Annotated in this window: 11 protein-coding genes and 1 tRNA gene; 7 read left to right on the top strand and 5 right to left on the bottom strand. The window is 70.9% G+C overall.

All coding sequences use genetic code 11. The features are described from left to right. Nucleotides 1–11: 11 nt before the first annotated feature. The 3 genes from AC3IX6_RS18230 to AC3IX6_RS18220 all read right to left on the bottom strand — a co-directional run bounded on the left by AC3IX6_RS18230 (nucleotide 12) and on the right by AC3IX6_RS18220 (nucleotide 3,015). Nucleotides 12–1,544: a PP2C family protein-serine/threonine phosphatase gene (locus tag AC3IX6_RS18230; RefSeq protein WP_489371180.1), complete on the bottom strand. Its 1,533-nt coding sequence runs from the start codon at nucleotides 1,542–1,544 to the stop codon at nucleotides 12–14. 93 nt (nucleotides 1,545–1,637) lie between these two features. Then, nucleotides 1,638–2,141 (bottom strand): FHA domain-containing protein FhaB/FipA, encoded by a 504-nt coding sequence (locus AC3IX6_RS18225; protein WP_327305713.1) that lies wholly within the window; start codon nucleotides 2,139–2,141, stop codon nucleotides 1,638–1,640. Nucleotides 2,142–2,151: 10 nt separating this feature from the next. Beyond that, the gene (locus AC3IX6_RS18220; RefSeq protein WP_489371179.1) at nucleotides 2,152–3,015 is read right to left on the bottom strand and encodes an FHA domain-containing protein; all 864 of its coding nucleotides are present in this window, start codon (nucleotides 3,013–3,015) and stop codon (nucleotides 2,152–2,154) included. Nucleotides 3,016–3,308: 293 nt separating this feature from the next. On the opposite strand from AC3IX6_RS18220, the gene AC3IX6_RS18215 reads away from it, so the two are divergent. Beyond that, a tRNA-Leu gene (locus AC3IX6_RS18215) sits at nucleotides 3,309–3,391 on the top strand. Nucleotides 3,392–3,521: 130 nt separating this feature from the next. Here AC3IX6_RS18215 and AC3IX6_RS18210 read toward each other — a convergent pair. Both AC3IX6_RS18210 and AC3IX6_RS18205 read right to left on the bottom strand, forming a co-directional pair. Beyond that, nucleotides 3,522–4,136 (bottom strand): 4'-phosphopantetheinyl transferase family protein, encoded by a 615-nt coding sequence (locus AC3IX6_RS18210; protein ID WP_489371178.1) that lies wholly within the window; start codon nucleotides 4,134–4,136, stop codon nucleotides 3,522–3,524. Nucleotides 4,137–4,254: 118 nt separating this feature from the next. Continuing rightward, a complete protein-coding gene (locus AC3IX6_RS18205) occupies nucleotides 4,255–5,226 on the bottom strand; it encodes a LuxR C-terminal-related transcriptional regulator (RefSeq protein ID WP_489371177.1) in 972 nt (323 codons plus the stop codon). 391 nt (nucleotides 5,227–5,617) lie between these two features. Between AC3IX6_RS18205 and AC3IX6_RS18200 the strand changes: the two genes are divergently transcribed. The 6 genes from AC3IX6_RS18200 (at nucleotide 5,618) to AC3IX6_RS18175 (ending at nucleotide 16,313) form a co-directional block, all read left to right on the top strand. After that, on the top strand, nucleotides 5,618–5,794 hold the full coding sequence (locus AC3IX6_RS18200) for a hypothetical protein (RefSeq protein ID WP_489371176.1): 177 nt from the start codon (nucleotides 5,618–5,620) through the stop codon (nucleotides 5,792–5,794). A gap of 7 nt (nucleotides 5,795–5,801) precedes the next feature. After that, nucleotides 5,802–6,110 (top strand): hypothetical protein, encoded by a 309-nt coding sequence (locus tag AC3IX6_RS18195; RefSeq protein ID WP_489371175.1) that lies wholly within the window; start codon nucleotides 5,802–5,804, stop codon nucleotides 6,108–6,110. A gap of 287 nt (nucleotides 6,111–6,397) precedes the next feature. After that, the gene (locus tag AC3IX6_RS18190) at nucleotides 6,398–6,637 is read left to right on the top strand and encodes an MbtH family protein (RefSeq protein WP_489371174.1); all 240 of its coding nucleotides are present in this window, start codon (nucleotides 6,398–6,400) and stop codon (nucleotides 6,635–6,637) included. After that, nucleotides 6,634–14,733 carry an amino acid adenylation domain-containing protein gene (locus tag AC3IX6_RS18185; RefSeq protein WP_489371173.1) on the top strand — a complete coding sequence of 2,700 codons (8,100 nt, stop codon included), beginning with the start codon at nucleotides 6,634–6,636 and terminating at the stop codon, nucleotides 14,731–14,733. The genes AC3IX6_RS18190 and AC3IX6_RS18185 overlap by 4 nt, the downstream gene beginning before the upstream one ends. A gap of 32 nt (nucleotides 14,734–14,765) precedes the next feature. Next, the gene (locus AC3IX6_RS18180) at nucleotides 14,766–15,743 is read left to right on the top strand and encodes a TauD/TfdA family dioxygenase (protein WP_489371172.1); all 978 of its coding nucleotides are present in this window, start codon (nucleotides 14,766–14,768) and stop codon (nucleotides 15,741–15,743) included. Between the two features lie 9 nt (nucleotides 15,744–15,752). Next, entirely contained in the window at nucleotides 15,753–16,313 is a 561-nt protein-coding gene (locus AC3IX6_RS18175) for a DUF6817 domain-containing protein (protein WP_489371171.1), read from the top strand. The last annotated feature ends 6 nt before the right edge of the window (nucleotides 16,314–16,319 follow it).

Below are 16,319 nucleotides of genomic sequence, written 5' to 3'. Positions count from 1 at the left end.
CCCGCGTATGTCTACTGCTTCTCGCACAGGCCGACGACCTGCTGCTCGGCGGCAGTCAGGACGGGGCCGGGTGTTTGGTTGCCCTGGGCCTCGGCGGCACGCCGCTCCTCGTCCTTCTTGCACGCGGAGGTCTGGGTGCCGAGCTCGTCGATCTTCGTACGGGCGGAGTCGAGGCTGCTTTCGCTGATCGTGTCCACGACCTGCTTGCGCTTGAAGGGCGGCAGGTACTTCAGTTCGATGTCGGGGCGGTCGGTCTCCACCTTGGAGAGCTCCAGCGGCCCCAGCTTCTGGCTGATCCCGCGGAAGAGCGCGACGTGCTCGTCCTTGACCCCGACGTAGAACTGGGTCTGGGTCCAGCGGTAGCCCGCGTACAGGCCGCCGCCGATGACACCGAGGACCACGAGCAGCGTCAGCGTGCGCGTGGTCCACTTGCGGCCCTTGCCGCGGCGCCTGCGCGGGTGGTCGTACGTGTCCTCGTACCCGGAGTCCCCGTCGTACGGGTCCGGGTCGCCGAAGCTGCCGTACGCGTCGGCTCCGCCGCCCTGTCCCTGGGCGCCGTAACCGCCGTAACCCGGGGCCTCGCCGCTGCCGGGGGGGCCGAAGGCGCCGGCGGGCGGGGGGCTCTGGCGGCCGAGCCCGGAGGCGCGGCCGGCCGGGGTCTGCATGGCGTTGCCGCCGTCGAAGAGCTGGTGGTGCTGGTTCTCGGCGACCGCGCCGACGACGACCGGGGTGTCGTTGACCTGCGCGGCCAGGGTGTCGCCGCTGTCGGTGTCGAGGACGTCGGCCACGATGCAGGTGATGTTGTCGGGGCCGCCGCCGCGCAGCGCGAGCTGGATGAGCGAGGCCACGGTCTCGCGGGGGCCGTGGTAGTCGGCGAGGGTCTCTTCCAGGGTCTGGTGGGAGACCACGCCGGAGAGCCCGTCGGAACAGATCAGGTAGCGGTCGCCGACCCGGACCTCGCGGATGGAGAGGTCGGGCTCGACGATGTCGCCGCTGCCCAGGGCCCTCATCAGCAGGGAGCGCTGCGGGTGGGTGGTGGCTTCCTCTTCGGTGATCCGGCCCTCGTCGACGAGGCGCTGCACCCAGGTGTGGTCCTGGGTGATCTGTGTCAGGACGCCGTCGCGGAGCAGGTAGGCGCGGGAGTCGCCGACGTGGACCAGGCCGAGGCGCTGGCCCGTCCACAGCAGGGCGGTGAGCGTGGTGCCCATGCCCTCGAGCTGGGGGTCCTCCTCGACCATGACGCGCAGCTGGTCGTTGGCGCGCTGCACCGCGGTGCTGAGCGCGGTGAGCATGTCGGAGCCCGGGACGTCGTCGTCGAGCTGCACGAGGGCGGAGATCACCTCGGAGCTGGCGACCTCGCCGGCGGCCTGGCCGCCCATGCCGTCGGCGATCGCGAGGAGACGGGGACCGGCGTAGCCGGAGTCCTCGTTGCCCTCCCGGATCATGCCCTTGTGCGATCCGGCGGCGAACCGCAGGGACAGACTCATGCGCACCTGCCCTGTCGACGCTGATGCTGCCTCGGGGTACAACCGGTCTCGAGCCACACTGCCCACCCTCCGGCCTGGAGCGCGCTCGGGTCCGTGTCCCCGGTGGGACGGACCGCTGCGGCTCGCTCGCTCCGCTCGCTCATTCTCGTACTACTTCCGCAGCTCGATGACGGTCTTGCCGATGCGGATCGGGGCGCCCGGCGGAATGGGCGTCGGGGTGGTCAGCCGGGTCCGGTCGAGATACGTGCCGTTGGTGGACCCGAGATCCTCGACGATCCACTGACCGTCACGGTCGGGGTAGATCCTGGCATGCCTGCTGGAGGCGTAGTCGTCGTCCAGCACGATCGTGGAGTCGTGGGCGCGGCCCAAGGTGATCGTCTGGCCGGCGAGGGCCACCGTGGTGCCCGTGAGGGTGCCCTCGGAGACGACGAGTTTGGTCGGCGCACCGCGGCGCTGGCGCTGCTGTGGTGGAGCAGCGGCCTGGCGGCCCTGCTGCGCCGGGGCGCCGGAAGCGCCCCCGCCGCGTCGGGAACCGCGCTGCGTGACTCTCGTACCGAAGAGATCGCTGCGGATGACCTGAACGGCCACGATGACGAACAGCCACAGAACGGCCAGGAAACCCAACCGCATGACCGTCAGGGTCAGCTCTGACATTGCCCCCGCTTCACCCTTCGGCTTGCCGGTAAATGATGGTGGTGCTGCCCACGACGATCCGTGAACCGTCGCGGAGCGTAGCGCGGGTGGTGTGCTGCCCGTCCACCACGATGCCGTTGGTGGACCCAAGATCCTGGATCGTCGAGGGCGTTCCGGTCCGGATCTCACAGTGCCGGCGCGATACGCCGGGGTCGTCGATCCGCACGTCGGCCTCGGTGCTCCGGCCGAGTACGAGCGTAGGGCGCGAGATCTGGTGGCGGGTGCCGTTGATCTCGATCCAGTGGCGCCGGACGGCGCCGCCGGAAGGTACGGGAGCCGGTCCGCCAGGTCCGCCGAGCGCGCCGGGATTCTGTCGGCGTGCGCCGGGGCCGCCCGGGGGCGGTCCTGCGGGCATGGGCGGCGCGGAGGCCGGGGGGTACCCGTAGCCGCCGGGCTGGGCCGGGGGGGCCTGGTGGCCCTGTCCCTGGCCCGGACCGGGCTGGCCGGGGGACTGGGAGGTGCTGGCGGCGAGCGTGCGGCTGCGGACCCGGTAGAGCCCGGTGTCCAGGTCGTCGGCCTTCTCCAGCTGGACCTTGATGGGGCCCATGAAGCTGTAGCGCTGCTGCTTGGCGTAGTCGCGGACGAGGCCCGCGAGCTCGTCGCCGAGCTGGCCCGAGTAGGGGCTCAGGCGCTCGTAGTCGCCCGTGCTCAGCTCCACGATGAAGTCGTTGGGGACGACGGTGCGCTCGCGGTTCCAGATGGTGGCGTTGTTGTCGCACTCGCGCTGGAGGGCGCCCGCGATCTCCACCGGCTGGACCTCGGACTTGAACACCTTGGCGAAGGTGCCGTTCACCAGACCTTCGAGTCGCTGCTCGAACCGCTTCAGGACTCCCATGGGGCACCTCCTCCGTCGTTGTCGCCCTGTACTGCTTACTGATCGTATCCACGCGTGGCGGATTCGGGTGGTTCCCCATCGGTCACGTGCGCATGAGTGTTGGTCCTCACAAGCGATCGTAGGGGCGCCCCGAGGACAGTGTCCCGCACCGGCGGCCGAGTACGGGAGGGGCGGTCGTCGGCGGGCGTCGGGAGAGCACGAAAAGCGATGTGAATCCAGCCCCTCCGACGTGCTAATGTTCCGATGTCGCCAGGGGAACGGCCCGCAAGGGAAGAACCGCTGGTAGTCACTTTGCGCGAGTGGCGGAACGGCAGACGCGCTGGCTTCAGGTGCCAGTGTCCTTCGGGACGTGGGGGTTCAAATCCCCCCTCGCGCACAACGACGGAACGGTCGTCATCGTGATAACGATGACGACCGTTTTGCTGTGCCCGGACGGGCGGACCGGGCCGGGGCGCCGGTCTTGGGGTGGGTGTGACTGTTCCCCCATGTCTCGCTGTACGGGCTCGTCAGTGGGCCGGGGCGAGGGCGACGGCTGCTGCGTAGTCGGCGTGCACGGGAACGTCGGACAGGGTCCAGCCGTCGGGCGCGGCCGAGGGGTCGGGCATGGCGCCTACGTAATCGCGGTCGATGCCGCGGGACAGGCCCGTGCCGATCCCCTTCAGGAACGCCTCCTTGCGCACCCAGGTCCTGGCAACGGCGAGCCGGCGCTCGGGGGGCGCGTCGAGCGCCGCGATCTCGGCGCGCTCGCGCGGGTGCAGGAGCCGCGTCAGCTCCCTGACGGCCTCGGGAGAGGGCAGCTCCTCCACGTCGGCGCCGACCGGGACCGCCGCAAGTGCCACCAGCGCCAGGTCGCCACTGTGGGACAGGGAGAAGTGGGCATCGGGGAAGTCCGCGAGGGCAGGCCGCCCGTGCCGCGCGCCGCATCCCGGGCAGGGCAACCGCGTGAAGCGGAGGTCACCCGGTCCGTCCCCGACGGCCTCGGCCAGGATCCTGCGCAGCGCCAGATGGGCAGCGACATAGCGGCGGCGGTGCTCCTCGAAATGCAAGGCCGCCGCGCGCTGTTGTTCGCTCTCGTCAAGCAGATCGAGCGCGCCGCTGTGCCCGACATCCGTGCGTATCAACCACAGTTGCGCAGAGCTGTGGGATGTCGGTTCCAGTTCCCTCATATTGTTCATGACTCAAGTCATTAGTCGCGGTTCACGGATATGTTCAATGCCGGGACGTGGTAAATCGGTTTCGTCAAAACCAGCCGCGTTGTGCAGCTTTGATGCCTGCTTCGAAGCGGCTGGAGGCGTTGAGGCGTTCCATGATTGAGGCGACTTGTCGCCGGATGGTGCGATCGGTGAGGCCGAGGCGCTGTCCGGCCGCCTCGTCCGTGAGGCCGGTGCCGAGCAGGCGCAGGAGTTCGCGTTCGTGGTCGGTGAGGCCGGCCTGAGGGTCGTCGGGGCGGGTGGTCCCGAGGGGTACGGCTGTGTTCCAAGCCTGCTCGAAGAGTTCGAGCAGGGCGGTGACGATGCCGGGTTCGGTGACGTGCAGCGCACCCTTGCGGTTGTCGGCGGGGTCGGTCGGCACCAAGGCGTGGGTTCGGTCGACGATGACCATGCGCTGGGGGATGGTGGGGGCCGTGCGGACCTCTCCACCGTGGCTGAGCAGCTCCTGAGCGTACGTGGCGATGTGGGAGCGGTGGCGGGCGTGCTCCTGATACAGGGCGCGCAAGGCGACCCCACGGCCAAGGGCTGCGAGGTCGTGGTCGCGTCCGGCGCTGAGGTCCTCGGGACGCTGGATGCCTGGTTGAACGCCGATGATCTCGGTCTGGGCAGTGCGGCACAGGTGTTCGAGCCGGTTGTGGATGGCGTCCATGCCGAGCAGGCGTCCGCCGTGGGCGGAGCGCTGTTGGGCGCGATCGGCGACCATGCGGGTGACCGCCGCGCGGGATGCGGCCAGTTGGGCCTGCCGGGCTGCCAGTTCGGCCTCCTGGCGGGCAACGATGCCGGCCAGTCCGATGTCGGGATCGACGGCCCGCATCTGTCCGGGGTGCTCGCTGGACGCCCGGACCAGCATGAGCTCGCCGAGTTCGTCGAAACAAGCGTGGACTTGTGTGGGAGTCAGGCCGCATACGTCGGCGAATTGGTCGACACCGTGGTCGGGGTGGTCGAGCATCGCCTGGTAAACGTCTGCGGCGTCGATGCTGACTCCGAGTGCTTGGAGCATGTGGTTGTTCCCCTTGTTCCCCCTGAACGCCGTCCCCCCCCGGTCGGCGTCGAGCCCATACTCTCAATATTGAGCACCACCTTTCAAGGTAATTTGGCCCACAGCTCTCAGAGCCGGCCGATGGGAATTCCGCCGATGGCATATCGGCACATCGTCCAGGCGCGCTAACCGGACGAAACTGGCATCTGCCCAAAATGGGCGTGGCCGCGTGTCCTGATCCGGATAGGCCCTGTTCAGGACTCCCGGAAGCCTTTCCAGCGGCCCGGGTTTGCGGCGAAGCTACTCATCGTCGACACGGGACAGTCCGTACGGCAGCCGGCCGAAGCGTCAACCGCGGGACGCGAGGCCGGAGCAGGACACCTCGCCATGTGATGTGAAAGGAACGGCCACCATGATCCGCACCTGTATTGCCAAGGCCACCGCGGTCGCCGCCCTCGTGCTCGGCGTCACCGTGCTCTTCACCCCCGCCACGGTCGCGGCTGCACCTTCCACCACGGTCACGGCCACGGCCGACCTGGCCGCTGGCCCCCGGACGGAGTCCCAGGACACCGGTACCTGGGGCGGCTGACCGGGGCATGGACATCGTTTACACCAGTCTGAGCCGGCGTGGCAGGGCCCTTGCCGATCCGGCGAGCGAGGTGTCCGAGGTCTCCGAGGTGCTGGGCGCCCTCTGGGCCCACGCGACACTGGAGGACGGTCTGGAGCACGCCTCCGGCCGTGCTCAGAGCGACCGTGTCGACCTGCTCGTGTACCTGCTCACGCGCGATTCCACCGCGCCCGGCTTCCGCAGCGCGACACACCGCGCCGCCTCTCTGCTCCACCGCTGCCATGTGGCTTCCCCGCTGATGCAGCTCCGCTATCTGCGGCCCGACGCGCTGGTGTAGTCGCGTCACCCACCGCTTTCCGCACGCCGCCACGGCCGGTCTTTGTCTTTCGACCGCTGTTCCTGCAGGACAGCAGTCCGGCACCGAGCCGTCGGAGCGCTTCGTGCCCCATGCCATTTCCCTTCGCCAGGTCTTCGCGACGGCTGTTCCCTAAGGAAAGCCGCAACGACGCATAAACCCGGCATGTCTCGTCGAACCCCGGGCCGGTCGCAGCGTGCGGCGGCCTGACCACGGCCGACCCGGCGGTCGGCGCAATCCCATTTGAACCCAGGCGAAGCAGAGGTGTGATGTCGAACCAGCTGGACAACCCCAACGGCAGTTTCTACGTCGTCGTCAACGACGAAGGCCAGTACTCGATCTGGCCCGAGGCCGTTGACGTCCCGGCCGGATGGACGGTGTGCCACGGCGCGACCGACCGGTCCGTGTGCCTTGAGTACATCAACGCGCACTGGACCGACATGCGTCCGCTGAGCCTGGTGGCTCACATGGCGCAGACCTCCGCGGACTGTCCGGGGGAGCAGCGATGACCTCCGACAGCACCGGTGCCGTCCTCGGGACGGAGACCGACGGTCAAGAGGCGGCCCGCGTACCGGGCGAGCCGGGCACCGCACGAGCCCGCCTGGACACGATGTCCGCGGCGAAGCGCGCCCTTCTCGCCAAGCGGATCGCCGGGCGTCGCCAGGCGGACGAGGACGCCATCAAGCCGGTGTCGCGCGCGGGGCGGCTGCCGCTGTCGTACGCCCAGCGCCGCCTGTGGTTCATGGATCAGCTGAACCCCGGCGGGATGATGTTCAACGTCCCGGTGGCCCTGCGCTTCGAAGGGGCACTGCGGCCGGACGTGCTGGAGCGGGCGATCCGCGAGGTCTTCCGCCGGCACGAGTCCCTGCGCACCGTGTTCCCCTCCGTCGGCGACGACCCGGTGCAGCGGATCCTCCCGGATCTCGACGTGGACCTCACGCCCGTCACCCTGGCGGCCCCCACCGCCGGGAGCCACGAGGACGTTCTGCGGGAGGCGCTGGTCGCAGAGGCGTCGCAGCCCTTCTCCCTGGAACACGGGCCCCTCGCCCGTGTCACGCTCTTCCGGACCGGAACCGGGGACCACGTCCTGTTGCTGGTCGTCCACCACAGCGTGTGTGACGGCTGGTCGATGAGCATCGTCATCGACGAACTGCTCGCGCTCTACGGGGGCCTGTCCAAGGGCGACGAAGTCGACCTGAAGCCGCTCCCGTTCCAGTACGCGGACTACGCCGCCTGGGAAGCCGGGCCGGAGCGCACCGCGCAGCTGGACGAGGGGCTGGCCTTCTGGCGCCGGTCCCTGGACGGCGCCGTACCGGTCATCGAGCTGCCCTTCGACCGGCCCCGCCCGGCGGTGCAGAGCTTCCGCGGCGCCCGCCACCGCTTCTCGCTGCCGGCCGGCGTCTGGCCGCGGGTGGAGGCGATCGCGGCGGAGAACCGTGCGACCCCGTTCATGGTGCTGCTCGCCGGCTTCGCCGCGCTGCTGTCGCGCTACACCTCGCACGACGAGGTGACGGCGGTGACTCCCGTGGCCAACCGGCCGCGCGCCGAGCTGGAGTCCCTGGTGGGCTTCTTCGTGAACTCCCTGGCGCTGCGGGTGGACACCTCGGGAGAACCGGACTTCCGCGAGCTGGTCGGCCGGGTCCGCGACCTCACCCAGGAGGCCCTGGCGCACGGCGAGGTGCCCTTCGACCGGGTCGTCGGGGCGGTCGACCCGGCCCGCGACCTCAGCCACACGCCGATCGCCCAGGTGCTGTTCGCGCTCGTCCAGGATCCCGCGATGGACGTCGCCGTGGACGCGATGAGGGTCAGCGTGGTCGAGCACCACACCGCGACCGCCAAGTACGACCTGAGCCTGGAGGTCTGGCCCGGCGCCGACGACGTCCTGCACGGTGTCTTCGAATACGCGACCGACCTGTTCGACGAGGCGACCGTGGCCCGGATCGGTACCCACCTCGGCATCCTCCTCGGTGCGCTCACCGAGGACCCCGGGACCCGGATCGGCGATGCCCCCCTCCTCGCCGAGGAGGAGCTGCGGGAGCTGGTCGTCGGCCGGAACCGCACCGAGGACCCGACCCTCGGCAACCGGCCCGTCCACGAGCTCTTCGAGGACCAGGCGGGCCGTACGCCGGACGCGATCGCCCTCGTCACCGACGAGCAGCGGCTGACCTTCGCGGAGCTGAACACGCTCGCCGACCGTCTCGCCCACCGCCTGCGGTGTGAGGGCGTCGGCCCGGAGCAGCGCGTCGCGCTCTTCCTGGAGCGTGGCGTCGACCTGGTGGTCGCGGTACTGGCGACGCTGAAGACCGGTGGCGCCTACGTGCCGCTGGACATCGGCGACCCCGCCGAGCGCATCGCCCACATGCTCGCCGACGCGGACGCCCGGGTGGTCGTCACCGACACCCGCCGAGCGGCCGTGCTTCCGCAGTCCGGGGCGCACGTGCTGATCGCGCAGGAGGCCCTGGGAACCCCGGTGCCCGTCGATGCCCCGGCCCACCCCCGCCCGCACCCCGACAACGCCGCCTACGTCATCTACACCTCGGGCTCGACCGGACGCCCCAAGGGCGTCGTCGTCACCCACCGGGGGCTCGGCAACTACCTGGAGTGGAGCCTCCGCGCCTACCGGGTGGCCGACGGCGGCGGCGCCCCCCTCGTCTCGCCGCTGCGCTTCGACCTGTCCGTGACGACTCTCTTCGGCCCGCTGCTCGCGGGCCGGCCGCTGACCCTGGTGGCGGAGGGACAGGAGCTGGACCGGCTCTCCGGCATGCTCGGCCGGGACCTCGACCACGGGCTGGTCAAGCTGACGCCCGCCCACCTGGACGCACTCGACAAGTCGGTGCCGCCCGTCGAGATCGCGGCGGACGGCTACCTGGTCGTCGGCGGGGAGTCCCTGCACGGTGGCACCGTCGCGGCCTGGCGCAAGCGCGCCCCCGGCCTGCGCGTGGTCAACGAGTACGGACCCACCGAGACCGTCGTCGGCTGCTGCGTGTACGAGGTGGACGAGCACACCGACTTGTCGGGCACCGTTCCGATCGGCCGGCCCATCGCCAACACCCGGCTCTACGTCCTCGACACCAACCTGAAGCCCGTCGCCCGCGGCGCGGTCGGTGAGCTGTTCATTGGCGGTGCCGGAGTGGCCCGCGGCTACTGGAACCGCCCCGACCTCACCGCGGAGCGCTTCGTTCCCGACCCGTTCGCGGACGGGAGCGGCGAGCGCCTCTACCGCACCGGCGACCTGGTCCGGGTACGCCCCGACGGCGAGCTGGAGTGCCTCGGCCGGGTCGATACCCAGGTGAAGGTGCGCGGCTACCGCGTCGAGCTGGAGGAGATCGAGGCCGCCCTGACCCGGCTGGCCGCGGTCCGCGAGGCAGTGGTGCTGCTCCGCGAGGACCGGCCCGGTGAGCGCAGGCTCGCCGCCTACGTCACCCCGGTGAACGACGGGGCCTTCCGGTGCGCCGAGGAGGACCTGCGCGCCGAGCTCCGCGCCGGCCTGCCCGAGTACATGGTCCCGGACCACTTCGTGGTGCTGGACGAACTGCCGCTCGCCCAGAGCGGCAAGGTGGACCGCCGCGCGCTGCCCCAGCCCGCCACGAACGCCCCCGATGCGGCCGCGGACCTCCCGGCCACCCCGTTGGAGCGGGTCATCGCCGAGATCTGGGCCGACGTCCTGGGCCTGTCCTCGGTCGGCCGGGACGCCAACTTCAATGCGCTGGGCGGGCATTCGCTGCTCACCGTGCAGGCCGCCGCCCGCCTGCGCAAGGCTCTCGACATCGACCTGCCGCTCTCACTGTTCCTGGAGGCGCAGACCCTCGCCGACCTCGCCCAGCGCATCGAGGCCCTCGGCGGCCGCGCGCCGCGCCCCGGCTTGGTGACCGCCCCCCGCACCGGCCCGGTCCCGCTGTCGTACGCACAGGGACGCCTCTACTTCATGAGCCGTCTCGCCGAGGGCAGTTCCTTCTACAACGTTCCGATCGCCCTGCGTTTCGACGGCGTCTTCCGGCCGGACGCGTTCCGGGCCGCGGTCGCCGCGCTCTGGGACCGGCACGAGGGGCTGCGCGTCCGCTTCGCGTCCCCCGACGGCGACCCGGTCCAGGAGTTCCTGCCAGCCGGGGAGGTCCCCTTCGAGGAGAGCGACCTGACCGGCACGGCCGTCACCGGGGCCCGGCTCGACGCGCTCGTCCGGGAGGAGGCCAGCCGGCCGTTCGACCTGGCGCGCGGGCCGTTGCTGCGCGGACGGCTCCTGCGGCTGGCCCCCGACGCCCACCTGGCCCTCCTCACCCTGCACCACTCGGTGTCCGACGGTTGGTCCGTCTCCATCCTGATGGACGAACTCATGGCCCTCTACCGGGCGTTCGCCGCCGACCAGCCCTCACCGCTCGCCCCGCTGCCGCACACCTACGTGGATTACACGTTCTGGCAGCGCTCCTGGCTGGACGAGGAGACCCGCGACGCACAACTCGGCTACTGGAAGCAGCAGCTCGGCGGTGCGCCGATGCTCGACCTGCCCACCGACCGGCCGCGGCCGGCGGTGCAGAGCTACCGGGGCGCCCGGCACGAGGTGGAGTGGTCGCGCGAGCTGTCCGACGCGGTCGCGGAGCTGGCCCGCCGCGAGGGCGTGTCGCTGTTCATGGCGCTGCTCGCCGGATTCGACGTCCTCATGGCACGCGTGAGCGGCCGGCACGACGTCACCGTCGGCACGCCCATCGCCAACCGGACGATGACCGAGCTGGAGAGCATCGTCGGCTTCTTCGCCAACACCCTGGCGCTGCGCGTCGACCTCGCCGGCAATCCGAGCTTCACCGAGGTGCTCGCACGCGTCAAGAAGACCGCCAACGGTGCCTACGTGCACCAGGACGTCCCCTTCGAAATGGTCGTCGACGCCGTCGCCCCACAGCGCAGCCTCAGCCATTCGCCGCTGTTCCAGGTGCGGTTCGCGCTCCAGAACATGTCGGGCGGCCTGCCCGACGCGGGGGAAGGGCTCACGCTCAGCGAGATCGAGAGCGAGCAGGTCACGGCCCGTTTCGACCTCGTCGTCGACCTGTGGGAGACCGCGGACGGTCTCCAGGGGCACGCCGAGTACAGCACCGACCTCTTCGACGCGGAGACCATCGCCCGCCTGATGCAGCGCTTCGAGACGCTGCTGGGACGGCTCGTCGCCGATCCGGCACAGCGGGTCTTCGACACCGACCTCCTGCTGTCCGGCGAGCACGCCGAGCTGGACGCCCTGTCCGGTACCGCTGACAGTGCCGGCGCGGACGGCCGCACTTTCCTGGAGCGCTTCCGGGAGCAGGTGGCGTGCATGCCCGCAGAGCCCGCCGTCACCTGCGGCGCCAGCACCCTCTCGTACGGAGAGCTGGGCCGCCGCAGCGAACAGCTCGCCCGGATGCTCCGCGGCAACGGAGTCGGCCCCGAGACGACGGTCGCGGTGTACCTGGAACGCGGGACGGACCTCGTCGTCGCCGTACTGGCGGTGCTGCAGGCCGGCGGCGCGTACCTGCCGCTGGACCCGGGCTACCCGCGTGAACGCGTGGCCGAGATCGTCGCCGACGCGCGGCCCGCGCTGGTCCTGACCTCGCGCGCCCTTCACGCCGCGGCCCCGGTCGTACCGGGCGGGCTGCTCGTCCTGGAGGACACCGCCGGCGCGGCCGTCGGTGAGCTGCCGCCGGCGCAGTGCCTTTCACCGGACCGCCCCGCGTACGTGGTCTACACCTCGGGCACCCAGGGGAAGCCCAAGGGCGTTGTGCTCACCCACACCGGGCTGGACGCCTACGTGCGCTCACTGCCCCGGGACCTGGAGCTGCCCGAGCGCCCGGTGGTCCTGCACACCGCCTCCTTCGCCTTCTCCTCCTCCGTCCGCCAGCTGATGGTGCCGCTCGCCCACGGCGGCCGGGTCGTCGTCGCCACCCGGGAGCAGCTCGCCTCCCCTGACGAGCTCCTGGCCTACGCGGCCCGCAACGGTGTGCAGGTACTGGACCTCGTGCCCTCCTACCTTCGGGTCGTCGCACCGGCACTCGCCCGCCAGGCCTGGCAGCCGCAGTACGTCCTGACCGCCAGCGAGCCACTGCTCCAAGACCTGCCGGAGGCGATCCGCAGCCGGCCCGGCGCGCCGCGCCTGGCCAACATGTACGGCCAGACCGAGACCACCGGCATCGTCGCCACCGCGCCGGTCGCCCCCGACCGCGCCGGCCGCGGTGTGGTGGTACCGCTCGGCCGCCCGCTCGACGGCACGCGCATCCACATCGTCGACGACGAACTGCGCCGTGTCCCGCCCGGTCACCCCGGGGAGATCGTCGTCGGTGGCCCGAGCCTCGCCCGTGGCTACCTCGGCGACCCGGAGCTGACCGCAACGCGGTTCGTCCCGGACCCGTACGGCCCGGCAGGCGGACGCCTCTACCGCACCGGCGACCGCGGGCGGTTCCTGCCCGGCGGCGCGCTTGAGTTCCTCGGCCGCATCGGCGACCAGGCCAAGATCCGCGGTCACCGGGTCGAGCCCGGCGAGGTCGCCTCGGAGCTCGCCGCGCTCGACGGTGTGCGCGAGTGTGCCGTGTTCTGCGTCGAGGACGGAGCGGACGAGCGGCGTCTGGTCGGCTACGTCACGCTCCGGCCGGACACCGGCGTCACGGCCGCGGGCCTGCGCGCCCGCCTCGGGGAGAAGCTGCCCGACTACATGATTCCCACGATCGTCACGGTCGGCTCCCTGCCGCGTCTTTCCAACGGCAAGGTCGACCGCGTGGCGCTCCTCGCGACGGAGGCGACACCAGTGCAGACCCGCACCACCCCTACGGCCGGGGCTCCCCGCCTCGCCGCCGACGACACCGGCTACCTCGACCGGGTCGTCGAGCTGGTCTCCATCTGGAAGGAGGTGCTGCGGCTGGCGAAGGTCGGTACGCACGAGGACTTCTTCGAGCTCGGCGGTGACTCGCTGCATGCGATCCGGGTGGTCGACCGGGCCCGTAGGGCGGGTATCGGGATCACGCCGGCGCAGTTCATGGCGAATCCGACCATCGCCGGCCTCGCCGCCGTCGCCACCGATCCGCAGGCGCCCGGCGCCCGCCACCGGGAGACCCTGGCGGGGATCTGGAAGGAGGTGCTGCGGCTGTCGGAGGTCGGCGACGACGAGGACTTCTTCGAGCTCGGCGGTGACTCGCTGCATGCGATCCGGGTGGTCGACCGGGCCCGTAGGGCGGGTATCGGGATCACGCCGGCGCAGTTCATGGCGAACCCCACCGTCGCCGGCCTCGCCGCCGTCGCCACCGAGCGCACCGAGCCGGGTGCGGGGCCCGCCGAGACGGGCACCGTCCCCCTGGTGCCCTCGAACCTGGCCTTCCAGGAGCGGGACTTCGCCGACAAGCACCTCTACACGCACATCTTCATGTTCGAGACCCTCGAACGGCTGGACGCGCGGCTCATGGAGCGGGCGGTGGCCGCGGTGGTCTCCCACCACGACTCGCTGCGCATCTCCTTCCCCGAGGAGGGCGGCGCCCACCGGGTGAAGATCCACGACCGCTTCGAACAGCCGCTGTTCACCTTCGTCGACCTCTCCGCGCTCGACCCGGCGGCCCAGGACGTCGCCTTCCGGCGGCTGGACACCACCCTGCACCGCAAGGTCGACTTCGCACACGGGCCGCTCCTGCACTTCGCCCTGGTGCGCTTCGGCGCCGAGCGGCCCGACCGGCTGGTGGCCATCGTCCACCACCAGCTGATGGACAACAGCTCCTGGGGCGTTCTGACCGAAGACCTGCAAGCCGCCTACCTCGCCGTTGCCGACGGCAAGGAGCCGCAACTCGCCCCGCTGACCGCGTCCTTCGCCCAGTGGGCACGCAACCTCGACGCACTCGCGCGCTCCGCCGCACTGGACGAGGACGCCGCCTACTGGAGGGCCCTCGCCGGACGGGCCGTCTCGCACTGGCCGCTGGACCACCAGAACGGCGTGGACAGCATGGCGTCCGAGGACTCGGTCCTCGTCGACCTGAGCAGCGCGGACACCGCCTCCCTGCAGCGGCTGATCCGGCGCGACTACGGGCTGGCCCTCAACGACCTGCTGGTCGCCGCCGTCGTGAAGGGCTTCGCCGAGTGGACCGGGCAGAACTCGGTCCTCCTCGACCTGGTCTCCCGCGGCCGTGAACTGGGCGGCGAGGAGCTCGACCTCTCGCGCGCCATCGGCCGGTTCTCGATGACCTCGCCGCGACTGCTCGACCTGCCGGCCGTCCCCGGCACCCGCGCCCTGCTCGACTCGGTCGCCGAACAGCTCCGGGCCGTGCCGCGCAGCGGCCTCGGGTTCGGCCTGCTCCGGTACATCGGCGCCCGGCCGGACGTCGCCCAGGCCCTCGCCCCGCTCGGCAAGCCGGACATCCTCGTCAACAACTGGGGTGAGGTCGGGAAGTTCACCGACGACTCGCCGCTGCTCGGCGCCCCCATCGAGGACGCCTGGCCCGCGCCCGAACTCCAGCGGATGCACCGGCTCATCGTCGACGGTCGCGTCTACGACGGCGCGCTGCGCCTCGGATTCCGCTTCAGCCGCAATCTCAACGACCGCGACAACATCGCCAAGCTCGCAGCCCTCGTCGAGGGCGTGCTCCGCGAGATGGCGGACGGCGCCGAGTCCTGAACCCCACGAACCCAGAGAACGGATCACACGAGATGACCGACAACGTGAAGGAATCCCTGCTCTTCCCCGAACGGGAGTGCGTGGCCCTCTTCGAGGCCACGGAGCCGGGCCTCTCCCCGGTGGCATGGGCCGAGCAGAACTCCGGCCTGGTCGCCGAGCGGCTCGCCACGGCCGGCGCCTGCCTGCTGCGCGGCTTCGACGTCCCGGACGAGAGCGTCTTCTCCCGGTTCGTGCGCGTCTTCGGCGAGGAGCTCAACGAGTACACCTACCGCTCGACCCCGCGTACCAAGGTCGGCGACGTCTACACCTCGACGGAGTACCCGGCCAGCGAGATCATCCCGCAGCACAACGAGATGGCGTACACCAGCACCTGGCCCGAGCGGCTCTGGTTCTACTCCGCCCTCGCGGCCGTCTCCGGCGGCGAGACCCCCCTCGCCGACAGCCACGCGGTCTACGAGAGCATCCCCGCCGATGTCCGCGACCGCTTCGAACGGCACGGCGTGCGCTATGTCCGCAACTACCGCACGGGCCTCGGCATCTCCTGGCAGGAGACTTTCCCCGGCATGGACCGCGCGGCGGTGGAGCGCTTCTGCGCCGAACGTGACATCGCCGTGGAATGGCTGGACGGCGGCGACTCGCTGCGCACCACAGAGACCTGCCAGGCCGTCACCGTGCACCCGGTGACCGGCAGAACGCTGTGGATGAACCAGGCACACCTCTTCCACGTCTCCAACCTCAACGAGGCGACCCGGCTCGCCCTGATGGAGCTGATGAAGGAGGAGGACCTCCCGCGCAACGCCTACTACGGCGACGGCAGCCCGATCTCCGACGCCGACCTGGCCGCGGTCCGCAAGGCGTACGAGGCCCAGACCCTTGCCTTCCCCTGGCAGTCCGGGGACCTCATGGTCATCGACAACCTGACGCTCTCCCACGGGCGCAATCGCTTCGAGGGCCCCCGCAAGGTGCTCGTCGCCATGACCGGCTCGCTGTCCAGCCGCTCGGAAGCGTGACGGCCGGCCGTGACCAGCACCGAATCCTTCGAGAAGAAGGTCGCCTTCCTCCAGCAGCACGGGGTTGACGGTCTCGCTCACTCCAGCGCCGACCTCCTCGCACACCTGCAGGGCGTCCACGATCTGCTGCGCGCATGGGGCTGCCACACCCAGCTGTGCGATGCCGGGCTCTTCCACTCGGTGTACGGCACCGAGATCTTCCCCACCGGAGCCGTCCCGATCGAACTGCGCCCGGTCGTGCGCGGTCTGATCGGCGAGGAGGCCGAGACCCTCGTCCACCTCTTCGGCACGGTCGCCCGGAGCTCCATCTTCGACGCCGCGTTCGACGGCGCCCCCTTCCTCCTGGAAACCCGTACGGGCGGGCAGGTCGGCATCACCGACCGGCAGTACACCGACCTCGCGGTGCTCACCGTGGCCAACTGGCTCGAACAGCGGCCCCGCTTCCCGGAATCCAGCCGCAACAGCCGGGCGCGTGACTTCCGCACGATGTGCCAACTCCTGCCCGCCGCCCCCCGGCAAGCGCTGGAAGAGGCCTACCGCTTCCGCCCGCTGACCCAGCCGACGACCTGAAACGAG

Source organism: Streptomyces sp. GL_141 (assembly GCF_057834385.1).
The sequence above is the reverse complement of the archived record's forward strand: the minus strand, read 5'-3'. Positions and strand labels throughout refer to the sequence as shown.